The sequence below is a fragment of the Muricoccus nepalensis genome, assembly GCF_006438825.1.
Classification (GTDB): Bacteria; Pseudomonadota; Alphaproteobacteria; order Acetobacterales; family Acetobacteraceae; genus Roseomonas; species Roseomonas nepalensis.
The window spans coordinates 159,569-175,978 of sequence record NZ_RCZP01000007.1; the positions used below are offsets into that span (position 1 = coordinate 159,569).

A 16,410-nucleotide genomic window follows, 5' to 3' on the forward strand; every position below is an offset into this window, starting at 1 on the left:
GGTGCCTTCGGGCGGCGGGCCGTCGCCGGCGCGCCGCCCGCGTCCTTCAGCCCATCAGGGCCGTGCTCTCCCGCACCAGCCGCTCGAGCCCCGCCTCCGCCGTGACCTCGCCCCGCATCACGCGGTTGATGATCTCGCGCTGGGTGCGCCAGATTCGGACCGAATTGCCGCCGGGATAGCCCTGCCAGGGCACGGAGCGGTCCATCTGCCGGGTGATCGTGCGGAAGTTCGGGTTGGCATCGTAATAGGGGCCCAGGAAGTCGGGGCCGAGCGCGCGGATGTTGGTCGGAAGGTACCCGCTGGTCTCCACCACCAGCTTCTGCGCCTCCGGGCCGGTCATGTACTTCACGAACTCCCAGGCCGCCCGCCGCTTTGCCGCATCCCGGCTCATCACGATGGCCGCGTTGCCGCCGGTGGGGAGGCCGCCCTTCGCCTTGTCATCCACCGGGAAGGTGGAGGTGCCGAGCGTGAAGCGCCGCCCGATGGAGTCGGTGACCTGCCGCAGCCGCGCCGGCGTGTCGAAGAAGAGCCCGATCTGCCCGGCGATGAACTGCTGCCGGGACTGGTCCCAGTCGATCAGCGGCATGCCGCCCTCGGTGACGAAGCGGCGGACATACTGCATGGCCTTGAGGCCCACGCCGTCGCCGAAAGCGATCGCGTTGCCGGCGGCGTTCAGCATGCTGCCCCCGCCCTGGTGGATCAGGCTGCGGAACAGCCAGTCATCCGGCCATTCATGGATGTTGTAGGCGAGGCCCGCTAGGTTCGGCCCGCTCTCCCGTATCTTCGATGCCAGGGCGATGGTGGCGTCCCAGGTATCGGGCATCGCCGCCGGATCGCCGCCGGCTTGCCGCACCAGCTCCGTGTTGAAGTACATCAGCGGCGTCGAGGCATTGACGGCCATTCCGTAGAGCGTGCCGTCCACCCGGCCGAGATCGACGATGCGGGGAGAGTAATTGGCCTCCACCCAGTCCTTCGGCTCGGCCGCGAGCAGCGGGCCGAGGTCCGTCACCTGCTGCCGGCGCAGCAGCGCCCGGACGAGTTCCGCCTGAAGGTGGAAGCCGGAATAGTAGATGTCCGGAAGCTGGTTGGTCACGGCCGCGCGCAGCATCGCCTGGTGGCCGTCGTCATAGGTGGGCGCCGGCGCCCGGAAGGTGACGCGGATGTCCGGGTGCAGCTTCATGAACTCCGCCGCCACGGCCTCGTGGAACTTGGCGAAGGCCGGGAAGCAGTACTGCACGTCCAGCGTGGTCTGCCCCTGGGCCGCAGCACCGCGGGACGCCAGCGCGCCGAGCGCGGCGGAACAGAGGAACCGTCTTGAACAGGCCATGCACCTTCTCCCTGGTTCTTGTTACTTGACGCCGGTCATCGTCACGCCGGCGATGAACCACCGGCGCGCGAAGAGGAACACGACCACCAGCGGCGCGGTCAGCATCGCCGCCGCCGCCATCAGCGCGCCGTAGTTGGACCCGGTCTCGGCGTCGGCGAACAGCATCATGCCCAGCGGCGGGGTGGCCAGCGCGCTGTCGGTGATGACGATCAGCGGCCAGTAGAGATCGTTCCAGTGCGCGACGACCGAGAAGACGGAAAAGGCCGCGATGGCCGGCCAGGCGCTCGGCACCACGATCCGCCAGACGATCTCGAGCTCCCTCATCCCATCCAGCCGCGCGGCCTGGAGGATGTCGTCGGGGTAGGACTTGAAGAACTGCCGCAGCAGGAACACCGCGAAGGCCGAGAAGAGGAAGGGCACCATCATCGCGAGGTAGGTGTTCAGCAGGCTCAGGTCGGCGAGGGCGATGTAGAGCGGCAGGGCCGGGACCTGAACGGGGATGGCGAGCGACAGGAGAACGAGCAGGAACAGCGCGTCCCGCCCGGGGAAGCGAAGCTTCGCGAGCGCGTAGGCGCAGGGGATGGCCACGAGCAACTGCACGGCCAGGATGCCCAGGCAGACGATGGCGCCGTTGAGCGCGAAGCGCACCAGCGGCGCCTGGGTGAGCGCGAAGCCATAGTTCTCCGCCCCGTGGAAGCGGTTGGGAAGGAGCTGGAGGGTGGCGCTGAACACCTCCTCTGGCGGCTTGAGGGAGGTGGCGATCATCCAGACGAAGGGCAGCAGCATGAAGGCCGCACCGGCAAGCAGCACCCCATGGACCAGGATCAGCGATCCGGCGTGGCGGAGCGCGCGCATCAGTAATGCGTCCTGCGCTCGAGCACGAGGCTCTGGACGGCGGAGAACACCAGGATGAAGGCGAGGAAGACGACGGTCAGCGCCGCCGCATAGCCCATGTGGAAGTACTGGAAGCCCTCCAGATAGACGTTGTAGAGCAGGACCTCCGACGATCCCATCGGCCCCCCGCGCGTCATCACCGCCACCGTGTCGAAGATCTTGAAGGCGGTGATGGAGGTGGTGACGAGCACGAACATCGTCGTGGGCGTCAGCAGGGGCCAGGTGATGGTCAGGAAGCGGTCCACCGCCGAGGTGCAGCCATCCACCTCCGCCGCCTCGTAGAGGTCCTTCGGGATGGCCGAGAGGCCCGCCAGGAAGAGCACCATGTTGAAGCCGAGCAGCTGCCAGATGCCGATCACGGCCAGCGTGGGCAGGGCGTGGGCGGGTTCGCTGAGGAAGGCGACCTCGCCCAGTCCGAGCGACCGGAGGAAGGCGTTCACCGGCCCGAGGCGGGGATGCAGCAGGAACTGCCAGACCGTCGCCATGGCGATGAGGGTGGAGGTGACGGGAAGGAAGTAGATCACCTCGTAGAAGCCACGGCTGCGCCGGCGCCCGTGAACGAGAACGGCAATCAGCAGTCCCAAACCGACGGCCCCCGGCACCACGATCAGGACATAGAGCAGCGTGTTCCCGAGCGACCGTCGAAAGACCGGATCGGTGAAGGCCTTCGCGAAGTTCGCCATGCCGACCCCCTTGGTGTCGATGGCGCCGAGCTCGTAATCCGTGACGCTGAGGCCGAGAAGAACCGCCAGCGGCGCCAGGCTGGTCAGGAGGAACAGCAGCATGGCCGGCGAGATGAAGGCGAGGCCCGTGTGCCGCTCGATCCGCGCCTGCCGCAGCCCGGGCCCCGTCACGACACGCGGCCCTCGGCTTGCGCGAGGCGCGCGGCCGGCGCGGCCGTTGCCACCGCCGCGACGCGGTTTCCGCTGGCGTCGAACACGTGGGCGGCGGCCGGATCATAGGCGACCCCGACCATGGTTCCCGGGGTGAGATCGCCGGCCGAGGCAGCCCGGATGACGAGGCCCTGCCCGGGCAGCGTCGGCAGGTCGACGTGCAGCATGCACTCCGCGCCGAGATTCTCGACACGCCTCAGCCTCGCCTGGAACGGCGCGGGCCGGGTCGGGTCGCCGGGGGGAAGCAGGCGCAGGGTTTCCGGGCGCAGGCCGATGGTCGCGGTGGAGCCCGGTGGCAGCAACGTGCGCAGGATCGGCGATCCATCCGCCAGCACGGCGATCCCGCCGTCCTCAATTCGAGCGGGCAGAAGGTTGATGGCGGGGCTGCCAATGAACTGCGCGACCGTCACGTTGGCCGGCCGGGCATAGAGCTCCGCCGGGGTGCCGAGCTGCAGGATCCGCCCGGCATCCATCATCGCCACCCGGTCGGACATGGTCATCGCCTCCACCTGGTCATGCGTGACGTAGACGAAGGTGCTCTTCAGCCGCTGGTGCAGCTCCGTCAGCTCGGACCGCATGTGAACGCGCAGCTTGGCGTCGAGGTTCGACAGCGGCTCGTCCATCAGGAAGACGCCGGGATGCCGCACCATGGCCCGGCCGAGCGCCACCCGCTGGCGCTGCCCGCCCGAAAGCTGGGCCGGCCGGCGGAGGAGCAGGGGCTCGATCTGGAGCTGCGCCGCGACGGAGCGCACCTCCTGTGCAATACCCGGCATGACGCGACGGCGCCGCGCCGACAGGAGACGCAGCAACGGCAGGCGCTCCCAGAGGGAGAGGCGCTGCATGGTCAGGGGCAGCGCCATGTTCGCGAAGACCGACAGGTGCGGGTAGAGCGCGTAGCTCTGGAACACCATGGCCACGCGGCGCTCGTGGGGGCGCAGGTCGTCCACCGGGGCGCCATCGATGCGGATGCGCCCGCTCGTTTGCGGCTCCAGGCCCGCGATGATGCGGATGAGCGTCGACTTGCCGCAGCCGGAGGGGCCGACCAGGGTCAGGAACTCGCCATCCTCGACGTCCAGGTTGATGCCGGACAGGACGGCGGTGTCGCCGAAGCTCTTGCCGATCGATTCGAGCTCGACGCGTGCCATCGGGCGCCGCCGTTACGCCGGCGCCGCGCTGGCCGCGGGCGTTGGATAGACCTCGTGCACGACGTCGTCGATCCAGAAGGTCGTCAGCCCCGGCACATCCGCGCGCGCCACCGACACGTCCCGCCCGTCGAAGGTGTAGAGGACCGCGCCCAGGCGGGCCTCGCCCGGCATCGGCGGCGAGAGCGATGGCCCGACGGCAAAGGCCGCAGCCCCGCCCCAGACATGCCGGCGCCCGTCGATGAGCGCGTCGTGCGAGCGGTGGAGATGGCCCGTCGCGACAAGGGCGACATCGTACCGGTCGAAGGTCCGGAGAAGCGCCGAGCGCGGTTCCGGCTTGACGGACCAGTAGCCGGTGTCCGGCTCATTCGCGCGTTCGAGCATGAGGGGCCGGTGGGTGAAGACCGCCAGGCGACGCCCCTCCGCCTCGCCGGCCTGCCGGTGCAGCCAGTCCATCTGCTCCGCTTCTTCCGGCAGGCCGGAGCCGAACAGCATCGAATCCAGCCCGATCAGCCGCCAGGCCTCCAGGTCCTGGCTCCACCAGTCCGGACCGAAGTGACGCCGCCAGCGATCCAGGCGCTCGCGGTTCACGGGCTGGTGGGGGTGGCCGGGCTCGCCGACATCGTGGTTGCCCGGAACGGTCAGGACAGGAGCCGGCAATTCGGCGAGGCGAGCCGCGCAGAAGCGCATGTCCTCCTCCACGTCCGCGCCGTCCACCGTGACGTCGCCGGTGTGGATGATGAGGTCCGGCGAGACGTCGCTCAGCCAGGCGGCCAAGGGCCCCCAGTTCGCGTCAAAATGCCGCTTCGTCGGGCTGAGATGGGTGTCGGAGATCTGGGCGACGCGCTGCATCAGCGCACCGCCCGCCGTCGGTCATGCATCGACACCTGGCCCTCCCGGCTTCATTTCCCCTATTGGTCCAAGCTTATCATCTGCATTCTTGATCGCACAATTGTATTCTTGGGCCCTGACAGGGTGGTCCTGCGAACCAGAAAAGTGATGGGACGACCATGACCCACAGGGCTAGGGGGAAAACAGCCTGTGTCCTGGTGGGTTGCTGCCGAGGAAGGGGGAACGTCATGCGCCATGCCATGAGTGAGCACACGCTGCACGGGGCGCCGACGATGCAGACCGCCGGCAATCCGCGCATTAACCGGCGCATTTTCCTTTCCGCCGCGGGCGCCCTGGCCAACCCTGCCACTGGCATCGCGCAGGAGGCGAGCGGCTATCCCTCCAGGCCCATCCGGGTTGTGGTCGGCTTCGCTGCCGGCGGCTTGGCCGACATCACCGTGCGCCTGGTTGGGGAGGCGCTGTCGCAGCGCCTCGGCCAGCAGGTCGTGGTCGACAACCACCCGGGCGGGGCCGGTACGCCGGCCGCGATGGCTGCGGCCTCCGCCGCGCCCGACGGCCACACGCTGTCCATCCTGAGCACGGGCAACGCCATCAACAAAACCCTGTTCCGCAACCTGCCTTACGACCCGCTCGCCGATTTTGTGCCGGTGTCCTGCATCGCCAACTTCGACTTGCTGCTGCTGGTCGCCGCCAATTCACGCCTTCGCAGCCTGGCCGACTTGCTCGCCGCGAAGCGCGATGGCCTCGCCATCGGTACGATCAGCCCGGGCAGCACGCAGAACCTCGCCGGAGAATGGCTGCGCGTGGCGATCGGCGCCGATGCAACCATCGTCCCCTACCGTGCGACAGCGGACGTGCTGACGGCCGTGCAGCGCGACGACGTGCAAATTGGCTTCGAGTCCTACGCGGCGGCTCGCAGCCTTCTGGAGGGTGGCCAGCTTCGCGCCATCGGAAGCACCGGGGCCAAGCGCTCCAGCCTTCTTCCGGACGTCCCGACCCTGCAGGAAAGCGGCCTGGCTTCCTACGCGGTGGTGGGATGGAACGCGCTGTTCGCCCCCGCCCGCACGCCCCGTCCGATCGTGGACATCCTGAACCGCCATGTTGTGGAGGTTCTCCAAACGCAGGAGGTCAAGAAGCGCCTCCTGGACCTCGGGATCGAGCCCGCTCCGGGTACGCCCGAGGCGATGGGCGAGCTCCTCCGCCGCGACGTCGCGACCTGGGCAAGTGTCATTGAGAAGGCGAACATCCAGCGCCAGTGACGCGCTGCATCGGAGGACACCCCGAGATGATCGACATCACCCTTACCCGGCGGGCTCTGGCGGGTGCAGCGGGCACCTCGCTTGCCTGGCCGGCGCGGGCTGCGGCTTATCCGGATCGGCCGATCCGGCTTGTCGTGCCATTCCCGCCGGGCGGCACCGTGGATGTCACCGCACGGCCGATCGCCGCGGCCGTATCCGAAATCCTGGGACAGCCCATCGTCATCGACAACCAGCCCGGGGCAGGAGGCAATGTCGGGACGCAACGCGTCGCGCGCGCGGCAGCGGATGGGTACACGCTGCTGTTCACGGCGCCGAACCACACCATCAACCCCGGGTTGATGCCGAACGCCGGGTTTGACGCGCAAAAGGATTTCGCGCCGATCTCCCTTTGCGCGCAGATCCCCGAGATCCTGGTCTGCCACAAGGATGCGCCGTTCCGGACCTTCCAGGAATTCGTCGCCTACGCCCGCGGTCATCCGCGCGAACTGACGTATTCCTCCGCCGGCATCGGTTCCCACCCGCATGTGACGATGGAGCTGATGCTGCACCGGCTGGGCCTGGAGGTGATGCACGTGCCCTATCGCGGCGCGGCGCCGGCCTTCACGGACCTGGTCGCAGGTCGGGTGCAGCTGAAACTGGACTCCTACGCCACCTCCGCGGCGCAGATCGAAGCCGGGGCCATCCGCGTGCTTGCGATCGCCAGCCCGCGGCGATCCACGATGGCGCCGGACGTGCCAACGGTTGCCGAGATGGGCCTGCCCGGCTTCGAGGGCATTCTGTGGATGGGCTACCTTGCGCCCGCTGGTATCCCGTCCGAGGTCGTGGGCCGCCTTGCAAAGGCGGTGCAGGAGGCCGTGAGAGCTCCCGCGCTCGGGAAGGTGCTTGCCCAACAAGGGGCCGAGGTCGTGGGCAGCAGCCCCGAAGCCTTCGCCGCCAGGATCGCGCAGGAAATCCCGCAATGGCGGGACGTGATCCGCGACGCGAACATCCGCCCGGAGTAGACCGATGACCCCGCCGCTGACGCCACCGCCCGATCCAAACCCGCGAGCGCCACGGCTGCGCTGCCCGCCCGGCTCCGTCGATTGTCAGATCCATCTCTTCGGGCCTGCGACCGAGTACCCCTTCGATCCCGGCAGCAAATACGTGTCCGAGGACAGGCTGCCGGAGGAATCGATCCGTATCCAGGATACACTTGGCCTGGACCACGCCGTGATCGTCAGCGGCGGGGGCTACGGGATGGACACCCGGCACCTCTGCGACACCCTGCAGCGCTTCCCCGACCGCTTTCGTGGGGTGGCCCTGTTGCCCGGCGACACGCAGCCGGCGGAGATGGAGCGTTTGCACGGTCTGGGCGTGCGCGGGACGCGCTTCGTCAGCCCGCGGCACGGCACACACCTTCCGCAGATTTCCGAACGCGTCGCTGCCATGGCGGCCGATCTTGGCTGGGTCATCCAATTCTATCCGGGCCAGGGTGAACTGGAGAGCTTCGCTGACCGATTGCTAGACCTGCCGGGACAGATCGTGCTCGACCACTTCGCGGCCATTCCGGCGGCGGGCGGCACGGAGCAGGCCGCGTTCACGACCTTGCTGCGGATGCTCGACACCGGGCGGGTCTGGGTGCGGGTATCGGGCCCCATGCGCTGCACGAAGGAGGACTTCCCCTATCCGTCCGTGACGCCGATCGCCAAGGCGCTCGTCGCGCATGCGCCGGAACGCCTGGTGTGGGGGTCGGACTGGCCGCACGTCAACATGGCGGGCCGGGTCATGCCCAATGACGGCGATCTGCTCGACCTCTTGCTGGAATGGGTGCCCGACGAGGCGGTGCGCAACCGTATCCTGTCGGACCAGGCGCGAGAGCTGTACGACTTTCCGGCACCAGCCTCACGGTAGCGCCAGCGACTCTCCCGCGCGGCACCGTCTGTGTGAGCCCGGAAGGCGTCAGTCGCTGAAGTACAGGCGGAGTGGCGTCTCGCCGGCGATTTGCTGGCGCACCCGCTCGTCCTGCACCCAGTCGGCCAGCGTGGCGACCGCATCGGCGTAGGTCACGCGGTCCTCGAAGGCGGCAAAGGGCCAGTCGCTTCCCCAGACAAGGCGCTCGCCCCCGGCCACGCGGAGCAGGGCCGCCGCGTAGTCGCGTGCCGCCTGCGCGGACGGCATGCGGTAGCCCGCGGAGATCTTCACCCATGTGTTGCCCCGCTCCACGGCGGCCAGCATGGCCTTGAAGCCGGGCGCGTTCACCCCTTGGCCAGGGTCAGGTCGACCGAAATGGTCGATCACGAGCTTCACGCCCGCCGCTTCCGTCCCCTCGATCACCGCCGGCAGGTCATGGCTCTCGGCGAGGACGTGCACGTGCCAGTTCAGGTCACGCACCCGGCGCAACAGCCGCTGGTACTCGGGCGACTTCAGGTCGGGCGGGCTTGCGACATGCCGGTAGAAGATCCGGACGCCGACGATGCCGTCCTCCTTCATCCTCTCCATGCGATAGAAATCCGCGTCGGGCGACAGGATGACGGTGCCTCGCAGGCGCTTGTGCCGACGCGTCGCCCGGATCGTGTAGTCGTTGTATTCCCCGTACATGCTCGCCGCCGCGATGACGCCGAACGTGACCCCGTGCTTGTCCATGACCTCGAGGAACCCCTCCGGCGTCGCGTCGAAGGGTGGCTGATGCCAGGCGCTGGCCACGCGCGGCATGTCGGTGGTGTAGAGATGGAAGTGGCAGTCGATGATCGGGTGTGTGGTCATGCGCGTCGGGCGTTGCCCCTCCCAGCGGGTGCCGGCGTCGCGGGCCGCGTGCAACCTGGGGTTCGTTCAGTCAGGCCGGTGAGCATCAAGGCGATCTCGATGGCGAACACCCCGTCCTGCCGGACGGCCGGAAGCCCTGCCTCGCGCATCAGTCGACAAGGGCCTGATAGGTCAGCACGCGCAGCTCCCGCCGGATGGGGTAGGTGGAGGAAGGCATGAGTTGCGTGAGCAGGATAACGGCCATCTCCTCCGCCGGGTCGATCCAGAACGCGGTGCTCGCGGCGCCACCCCAGGCATACTCGCCGGGCGTGCCGAGCACCTGGGCCCGGGCGGGATCGAGCATGACGGAGAAACCGAGGCCGAAGCCGATGCCCTCGTAGCTGGACTCGCTGAAGCGCGGCTGCCCCATGGCGGCCATGTCTCCGCCCAGGTGGTTGGCCGTCATCAGCTCGACGGTCTTGCGGCCCAGCAGGCGCACGCCGTCCAACTCGCCCTTGTTCAGCATCATCTGGCAGAAGCGAAGGTAATCCCCGGCCGTGGAGCACAGGCCGCCGCCGCCGGAGCAGATGGCGCGCGGCGCGGCAAAGCGGCTGCTGGCGGGGTCGTCGATCAGCGTCAGCGCGCCATCAGGGCCGCGGCCGTAATTGGCGGCGAAGCGGGCCACCTTCTCGGCCGGCACGTGGAAGCCGGTGTCCACCATACCGAGCGGGCCGATGACCCGCTCCTGCAGGAAGTCGCCGAAGGGCTGGCCGGCGATCACCGCGACGAGATGGCCGAGCACGTCGGTGGCGATGCTGTAGTTCCAGGCGGTGCCGGGCTGCGCCAGCAAGGGCAGGCGCGCGGCACGTTCCACGACCTCGGCGAGCGTGGCATCGGAGGTCTGGAAGTCCACGCCCTCGGAGCGGTACAGCCCATCGACCAGGGTCGATTCCATGAAGCCGTAGGTCAGGCCGGAGGTGTGGGTCAGCAGGTCACGGAAGGTGATGTCGCGCACCGCGGGCACGGTCTCGACCTTGCCGCGGGTGCCGCCGGTGAGGACGCGCTGGTTGGCGAAGCACGGCAGGAAGCGGGTGATCGGGTCATCGAGCTGGAAACGACCCTCCTCGTAGAGCATCATGATGGCGACGCTCGTGAGGGGCTTGGTCATCGAGTAGATGCGGACGATCGTGCTCTCCGCCATCGCCGTGCCGCGCTCCCGGTCGGCGAGGCCGGTGCAGCGGCGGTAAGCGACGCAGCCACGCCGCGCGACCGTCACGCTCAACCCGGCGAGCTTGCCGTCGCCGACGAGCCGATCCATCCAGCCATCGATGCGGGCAAGGCGCTCCGCGGAAAGGCCGGCCGCCACGGCTTCGGCTCGCACGGTCACGTCCATCAAGAATGCCCCCACTGCCCCGACCGGAGCATTCTGCGACCATCCCAAGCATCCTGACAAATCCCGACCCAGGAAGGCTGGTCTGGAACGCACAGCCCCGGGGGTGTGCACCACCCCGCAACGGCCCTTGGTCGGTGGCGAACAGGAAGCGGCGACACGGACGTTCACGGGAACACGGGAACGGCCAGGAAAGCATCCAAGGCGCCGTCAGGATCGGCTGCCGCCCGCGGCTCTCGCCTCACCGGATCCCGCCAAGTGTCTCAACGACCGCGGGCGGTACAAAGCGTCAGGACACCCTTGCGGCGAACCGTGGCAAAGGTGGTTGCCAGGAGGCACGCCCGGCAGGACGATCCGCCACCGGCGGCGCTGCCGGCGGGATCATGGAAGGGCTTCTGATGCGAACACCCCCAAGGCTCTTCCGGCCCTTCCTGCTTGCCGCTGCTCTGGCTTCCGGCGCGGTGGCCCCCTTCACCCCGGCGCAGGGCGCAATGGTGCTGAACGTCGGCCTGGCCGGCGATCCAGGCCCTCTCGATCCCGCGCAGAGCGGCAACTTCATCGACCGCAACGTCTTTGCCGCGATCTGCGACAAGCTCATCGATACCGACGCCGACATGAACTACGTGCCGCAGCTCGCGACGCGCTGGGAATGGTCGGACGACCAGCGCGTCCTGACCCTCCACCTACGGGAGGGCGTGCGGTTCCAGGACGGCACGGCCTTCGACGCCGAGGCCGCGAAGGTCAACCTGGACCGTTACAGGACCCTCCCGCGCAGCCTTCGCCGGGCCGAGCTGGCGGCCCTCGAGGCGGTGGAGGTGACGGGGCCCTTCACGCTGCGCCTCCGCCTCCAGGCGCCCTCCGCGCCCCTGCTGGCCGCCCTCGCGGACCGCTCGGGCATGATGCTCTCGCCGGCCGCGATCCAGCAGCGCGGCGAGGCGATTGGCCAGCGCCCCGTCTGCGCCGGGCCCTTCTCCTTCACCGAGCGCGTGGCGCAGGACCGGATCGTGGTGGACCGGTTTGACGGCTACTGGAACGCCGCCGCCATCTCGATCGACCGGATCGTGTACCGGCCCATCACCGACAGCACGGTGCGGCTGCTCAACCTGCGGTCCGGGAGCTTGCAGATCGTCGACCAGGTCGCGCCGACGGATGTGGCGGAGGTGCAGTCGAACCGCCGCCTCCGGCTCGCCCGGCATGTCGCGGCCGCCTACCGCACCCTGCAGTTCAACGTCGCGCACGGCCCGCGCGCGGAAACGCCGCTGGGCCGCGATCCGCGCGTGCGGCAGGCCTTCGAGAAGGCGATCGACCGGGAGGCCATCAACCAGGTCGTGTTCAACGGGCTGTTCGTGGCCAGCAACCAGACCGAGGCGCCCGGCAGCCGCTACTGGAACCCCGATCATCCCGTGGGCGGCGCGGACCTCGCGGCAGCCCGGGCCCTGCTGCGCCAGGCAGGGATCACGCGCGTTCCCTTCACGCTGCAACTGGCGAACACGCCGGTGGACGGGCAGATTGGCGAGGTCATCCAGTCGATGGCGCGGGACGCCGGCTTCGACGTTCGGCTGGAGCAGGTGGAATCCAACGCCGGAACCCAGAAGAACCAGGCCGGCGACTTCGACGCCGCTCTGCTGACCTGGAGCGGGCGGTCCGATCCGGACGCCAACCTCTCCATCTGGTTCGCCTGCAACGGGCCCTTCAACTTCGGCCGGTACTGCAACCCGCGGATGGAGGCGCTGCTGGGCGAGGCGCGCGGGCTGGCCGATCCGGCCCGGCGCGCCCCGCTGTACCGGCAGGTGGTGGACCTCTACCGCGGCGATGCGCCGCACGTGATCCTGTACCACTACACATGGCTCTGGGGGCTGAGCGAGCGGGTGGAGGGCTTCGTGCCCAACGCGGACGGGCTGATCCGCGTGCAGGGCCTGCGCCTCCGGCCCTGACGCCCGCGGCGCCCTCCGGGGCATCCTGGCCGGATCGAGAGGAAGGGCCGCGGCGTCGACAGGTGGCCGGGCCTGTCTCTTCCGGTCAGCGGTGACACGGTCCGGCCAGGCGTTGGGCAACGCCCCAGCCGTGCCCCGGCTCGGCGCTGCCGTCATGCGCCTCGTCGCACCGTGCCCGTGCGAGGCCTGCCGGCTACTGAAGGAGCGCTGCGATGTTGGTGGCCGTCCTGCCAGGCCTGTGGCCAAGGGCCTCGGAGGCCCTCTCCCCGGCAAGGCGGAGGGCCGTGGACGTGTCGACGCCACGGGGCAGGCCGGGCTAGGGCCGTCCCGCGGGCTTGAGCACCTGCGCCAGCACCCCGCCGCCGATGACAAGGAGGGCCCCCAGCAGGCTCCCAAGCGTCGGCGTGGCGTGCAGGAGGAGGGCGTCGAGCGCCATGGCCCAGAGCAGCCCCGAGAACTGCCAAGGCGCCAGGCGCGACGCCTCGCCCCGGTGCAGGGCCGCCGCGATGCTCGCCAGCGCGGCCGTCTGGACGCCGGTCACCACCAAGACCAGCCCGGCCGAAACGAGGCCGACGGCGTGCCAATCGGCCGCGACCGGCACGGCCAGCAGGACGACCCCGACGAGGGCGACCTGCACGATCGTGTCGAGCGTGGTGGCCTCCTCGCGCAGGCGCCGGATGAGGATCTGGTAGACGGCGTAGGTGAGCGCGCCCGCGAAGGCCGCCGCGATGCCGGGCAGGCTTGCCTCCCCGCCCGGCTTCACGATCAGCAGCATGCCGACGAAGCCGACCAGGGTCCCGAACCACCGGCCGAGCGAGACCCTCTCGCGCAGGAAGAGGCCGCCGAGCAGGGCGAGCAGCAGCGGCGCGGTGAAGCCGAGGGCCGACGCGGCGGTGACGGACAGGAGGGTGTAGGCGAGCACCGCCAGCACGTTCGAGACAACGAGGGTCGCCGCCGCCGCCCTCTGCTCCCACGCCTTCTCCGGCCGCAGCAGGCGGCGCCACGTCATCCGGTTCCCCGGCCAGGCGGTCGCGGAGAGACTGACCACGAGGATCACGACGCAGCGCAGGAAGGTGACCTGCAAGGGGGTCAGGCCATGATCCGTGACCAGGCTCTTGGAGAGCGCGTAGCCGAGGACGTAGAGCAGCCCCGAAAGAATCGTGAGCCCGATGGCCGCCGACGTCATCGAGCCCGGCGGGGCTTCCGGGGCGTCCTTCACGTCCGAACCGCCCTCGAGCGTCGGAGCCGACCCGGCGCCCCTCCCCCGCGCACCGCCACGCCTAGGCCCGCGCCACGCTGAGTTCCCCGGCCAGCGCGCGGCCGAGCGCGTCGCGGAAGCGGTCCGGCTCCTCCTCGCGGCACCAAACGTGAGGGCTGACGCGCAGCACGCCGAGGCGATCGCTGCAATGGACGCCCTCGGCGGCCAGCGCGGCGAGGAGGCCGGGCGGCATCCCCCCAGGGATGCGGACGCCCAGGATGTGCGGCGCGCGCCGGTCGGGCGGCAGGACCTCCAGCCCCAGCGACGCCGCGTGCCGGGCTAGGCGGTCGGTCACGCAGCGCAGGCGCCCGGCCACGGCCTCGACGCCCCAGCCGAGCACCAGCTCCATCCCGGCCAGGGCCATGGGCAGCAGGATGGGGTCGTTTCGCTCGCCCTTGTCGTAGCGTCGGGCGCCGGGAGCGGGGATGCCGCCAAGACGGTTGGCGTTGTTCTCGTCGAGCGGCAGCCCGTCGTGCCGGTGCGGCGCGGCGTAGAGGAAGCCGAGGCTGTAGGGCCCGAGCAGCCACTTGTAGGTGGGGAAGGCTAGGAAGTCCGGTTGCAGCGCCGCGACGTCGATCGGGATCACGCCGACGGCCTGGGTGGCGTCGACCACGACCGCCGCGCCCGTGTCCCGGAGCACCGGCAGGAGCCGCTCGAGCGACACCAGCGCGCCGTCGCTCCAGTGCAGCGGCGTCAGCGCCGCCACCGCGATCGGCGGGGCCCCGGGGCGGGTGATCGCCGTCAGCAGCGCCGCGGTCCAGTCGCCGGCGGCCGGCCGGGGCACGATGTCGAGCACCAGGCCGCGCTCGGCTGCCAGGCGGTCCCAGACGAGCGACTGCGACGGGAACTCGTGCTCCATGCGCAGAACCCGGTGCCCGACCGGCAGCGGGAGGTTGCGGGCGGCGGTGGCAATGCCCTGGCTGACCGAGCCCAGGATCGCGACGTCGCCCGGGGCGGCGCCGATCAGCCGGGCGGCCGCGGCGCGGGCGCGCTCCGCCACGGCGTCGGTGCGGGCGTCCGCGTGATTCCAGGGCTGACTCTTGGTCAGGACGCCCTGCTCACCGGCCGCGCGCACCGAACGGGGCGAGGCCGAGTAGGCCGCGCCGTCGAGGTAGCAGACCTCGGGCGGGATCTCGAACAAGGCGTGCTGGCTGGGGAGCATGGGCGGGGGTCTCCGTCGCGTCGGAGCCCAGTCTCGCGCCGGGTCCCCTCCCTGGCCAGGGCAGGGGCGGCGGCAAAGGGCCCTAACCCCCCTTGGGTGGGCCTACGACCCGATGCGGCGGAGAGCAGACGCCGGCAGCGCCTCTATGTAGGCTTCCGCCGAAGGAAGAGCCGGACACCAAGGCCTTCACGCGCGACACCCCCCCATGCGAGCAGGACCATCCATGATCGAGACCCTCCCCCCGGCGCACGACCGGCGCGCCGCCTCCACCCCGCGGCCGGTGGCGCGGACCGTCCTCGTGGCCATCGGGCTCTTCTGGCTGATCGCCGCCGCACCGGCGGCGGCACAGGAACCCGTGGTGGGGAACCCGAACCACGAGGCGATGCTGGCGAGCCCGGACCCTGTCCTCGCGCGCAACAAGCGCCTGGTCTACGACTTCTTTCGCGAGGTCTTCGAGGGCCTGCACATGGACCGCGCCGAGCACTACCTCACCGAGCGCTACATCCAGCACAACCCCATGGTGCCAAGCGGCCGCGAGGGCTTCGTGAGCGTCTTCTCGCGTCGCGGGCAGCCAAGGCCGATCGCGGAGCGGGTGGCCGCCCCGATCGTCGACATCAGCGCCGAGCGCGACATCGTCATCATCTCCTTCGCCCGGGAGTTTCCGGACCCGCAGGACGCCAGCCGCCGCTACACCACAACGTGGTTCGACATGTTCCGGATCCTGGACGGCAAGATCGACGAGCACTGGGACGCCGCGACACGACGCTGAACCGCTTCAGCCGGCTGCACGCGGGCGGCCTTCCACACGCCGATCACCATCCGGTCCAAGGCACCCGCCCGTTCCGGAGGACCGCCGGACGGTCGGTAAACCGCCAAGGCCGCAGGGAAGCCGAGGGCGGAAGCATCCCGAGCTTCTGGTTCGGCCCGAGGCGCGTGCTGCGGTGGCCTGCCTGGCCGGGTGGTGGAATCTCTACCCCGCTCCCTGCGCCTTCCGCACTCCCTCCAGCACCGCCTCATGCGTCGCCAAGATCCGCCGCAGCGTGGGCTTCCCCTTGTCGCTCGCCTCGGCAATGCCCTCGTGCATCTCTTCGATCCCCGCCGTCATCTGCTCGGCCAGGCCGGATAGCCGCTCCTGCAGCTGCTCGCCGTCGTCCTTGAGTTCGGCCGTCCAGATTGCCAGAACGCGCGAGAGCTCGGTGGCAGCGCGGGCGGGTGGAACGCCCGCTTGCAGAAGCTTGATGAGAGGGGCCAGATCGGCCGTCGGGGAGCGGGACATGCGCGGGAAGGTAGGTGGGCGAACCCCGTGTGGCTAGGCGACAACGGGCTGCTTTATGCCGGGAGCGGTTGCCGGCTGTGGCAATCAGTGTTGCGCAAAGAACATCGCGTCCATGAAGCCGCTCGCGGATGCATCGCCTTGGCATGAGCCGGGACGCCCAAACGCTACGATATGACCTACGACAGCGCGAGTTTTCTCTGCTCAGGACGCACCCTCCGCGCATTGACGCCTGCACGTTCGAACACATGGCCAACCCACAGTTGCGTAACAAGGTCCTGTGCCTGCGGCCGTATGATCCTGGC

General features: G+C 69.8%; 15 protein-coding genes. 5 read left to right on the forward strand and 10 right to left on the reverse strand.

Annotation, left to right across the window (positions count from 1 at the left end):
• Nucleotides 1–46: 46 nt before the first annotated feature.
• From EAH89_RS10280 to EAH89_RS10300, 5 genes are read right to left on the reverse strand one after another with little or no spacing between them, the layout of a single operon-like run.
• A complete protein-coding gene (locus EAH89_RS10280) occupies nucleotides 47–1,327 on the reverse strand; it encodes an ABC transporter substrate-binding protein (RefSeq protein WP_140882720.1) in 1,281 nt (426 codons plus the stop codon).
• A 21-nt stretch (nucleotides 1,328–1,348) separates the two neighbouring features.
• Complete coding sequence (locus EAH89_RS10285) at nucleotides 1,349–2,182, reverse strand: carbohydrate ABC transporter permease (RefSeq protein ID WP_140882721.1); 834 nt, start codon at nucleotides 2,180–2,182, stop codon at nucleotides 1,349–1,351.
• Entirely contained in the window at nucleotides 2,182–3,075 is an 894-nt protein-coding gene (locus EAH89_RS10290; protein ID WP_241666943.1) for a carbohydrate ABC transporter permease, read from the reverse strand. The genes EAH89_RS10285 and EAH89_RS10290 overlap by 1 nt, the downstream gene beginning before the upstream one ends.
• Entirely contained in the window at nucleotides 3,072–4,259 is a 1,188-nt protein-coding gene (locus tag EAH89_RS10295; RefSeq protein ID WP_140882722.1) for an ABC transporter ATP-binding protein, read from the reverse strand. The genes EAH89_RS10290 and EAH89_RS10295 overlap by 4 nt, the downstream gene beginning before the upstream one ends.
• A 12-nt stretch (nucleotides 4,260–4,271) precedes the next feature.
• Nucleotides 4,272–5,108, reverse strand: coding sequence for a metallophosphoesterase family protein (locus EAH89_RS10300; protein ID WP_140882723.1), 837 nt, complete (start codon nucleotides 5,106–5,108; stop codon nucleotides 4,272–4,274).
• Between the two features lie 227 nt (nucleotides 5,109–5,335).
• Between EAH89_RS10300 and EAH89_RS10305 the strand changes: the two genes are divergently transcribed.
• Genes EAH89_RS10305 through EAH89_RS10315 form a run of 3 tightly spaced genes read left to right on the forward strand, consistent with a single transcriptional unit; the run spans nucleotide 5,336 to nucleotide 8,257 of the window.
• Nucleotides 5,336–6,367 carry a Bug family tripartite tricarboxylate transporter substrate binding protein gene (locus EAH89_RS10305; protein ID WP_161993536.1) on the forward strand — a complete coding sequence of 344 codons (1,032 nt, stop codon included), beginning with the start codon at nucleotides 5,336–5,338 and terminating at the stop codon, nucleotides 6,365–6,367.
• A gap of 26 nt (nucleotides 6,368–6,393) precedes the next feature.
• Complete coding sequence (locus EAH89_RS10310) at nucleotides 6,394–7,368, forward strand: Bug family tripartite tricarboxylate transporter substrate binding protein (protein WP_140882725.1); 975 nt, start codon at nucleotides 6,394–6,396, stop codon at nucleotides 7,366–7,368.
• A 4-nt stretch (nucleotides 7,369–7,372) separates the two neighbouring features.
• Complete coding sequence (locus tag EAH89_RS10315) at nucleotides 7,373–8,257, forward strand: amidohydrolase family protein (RefSeq protein ID WP_140882726.1); 885 nt, start codon at nucleotides 7,373–7,375, stop codon at nucleotides 8,255–8,257.
• Nucleotides 8,258–8,305: 48 nt separating this feature from the next.
• On the opposite strand, the gene EAH89_RS10320 is transcribed toward EAH89_RS10315, so the two are convergent.
• Complete coding sequence (locus tag EAH89_RS10320) at nucleotides 8,306–9,109, reverse strand: amidohydrolase family protein (protein WP_140882727.1); 804 nt, start codon at nucleotides 9,107–9,109, stop codon at nucleotides 8,306–8,308.
• A gap of 148 nt (nucleotides 9,110–9,257) precedes the next feature.
• A complete protein-coding gene (locus tag EAH89_RS10325) occupies nucleotides 9,258–10,469 on the reverse strand; it encodes a serine hydrolase domain-containing protein (RefSeq protein ID WP_241666944.1) in 1,212 nt (403 codons plus the stop codon).
• A gap of 407 nt (nucleotides 10,470–10,876) precedes the next feature.
• Between EAH89_RS10325 and EAH89_RS10330 the strand changes: the two genes are divergently transcribed.
• The gene (locus tag EAH89_RS10330; RefSeq protein WP_161993537.1) at nucleotides 10,877–12,412 is read left to right on the forward strand and encodes an ABC transporter substrate-binding protein; all 1,536 of its coding nucleotides are present in this window, start codon (nucleotides 10,877–10,879) and stop codon (nucleotides 12,410–12,412) included.
• A gap of 316 nt (nucleotides 12,413–12,728) precedes the next feature.
• Here the strand turns inward: EAH89_RS10330 and EAH89_RS10335 are convergent, their stop codons facing one another.
• The gene (locus tag EAH89_RS10335) at nucleotides 12,729–13,631 is read right to left on the reverse strand and encodes a DMT family transporter (RefSeq protein ID WP_140882730.1); all 903 of its coding nucleotides are present in this window, start codon (nucleotides 13,629–13,631) and stop codon (nucleotides 12,729–12,731) included.
• Nucleotides 13,632–13,692: 61 nt separating this feature from the next.
• On the reverse strand, nucleotides 13,693–14,832 hold the full coding sequence (locus EAH89_RS10340; RefSeq protein WP_140882731.1) for an aminotransferase class V-fold PLP-dependent enzyme: 1,140 nt from the start codon (nucleotides 14,830–14,832) through the stop codon (nucleotides 13,693–13,695).
• A 223-nt stretch (nucleotides 14,833–15,055) separates the two neighbouring features.
• On the opposite strand from EAH89_RS10340, the gene EAH89_RS10345 reads away from it, so the two are divergent.
• Nucleotides 15,056–15,601 (forward strand): nuclear transport factor 2 family protein, encoded by a 546-nt coding sequence (locus tag EAH89_RS10345; protein ID WP_140882732.1) that lies wholly within the window; start codon nucleotides 15,056–15,058, stop codon nucleotides 15,599–15,601.
• Nucleotides 15,602–15,802: 201 nt separating this feature from the next.
• On the opposite strand, the gene EAH89_RS10350 is transcribed toward EAH89_RS10345, so the two are convergent.
• The gene (locus EAH89_RS10350) at nucleotides 15,803–16,108 is read right to left on the reverse strand and encodes a hypothetical protein (protein WP_140882733.1); all 306 of its coding nucleotides are present in this window, start codon (nucleotides 16,106–16,108) and stop codon (nucleotides 15,803–15,805) included.
• Nucleotides 16,109–16,410: the final 302 nt, after the last annotated feature.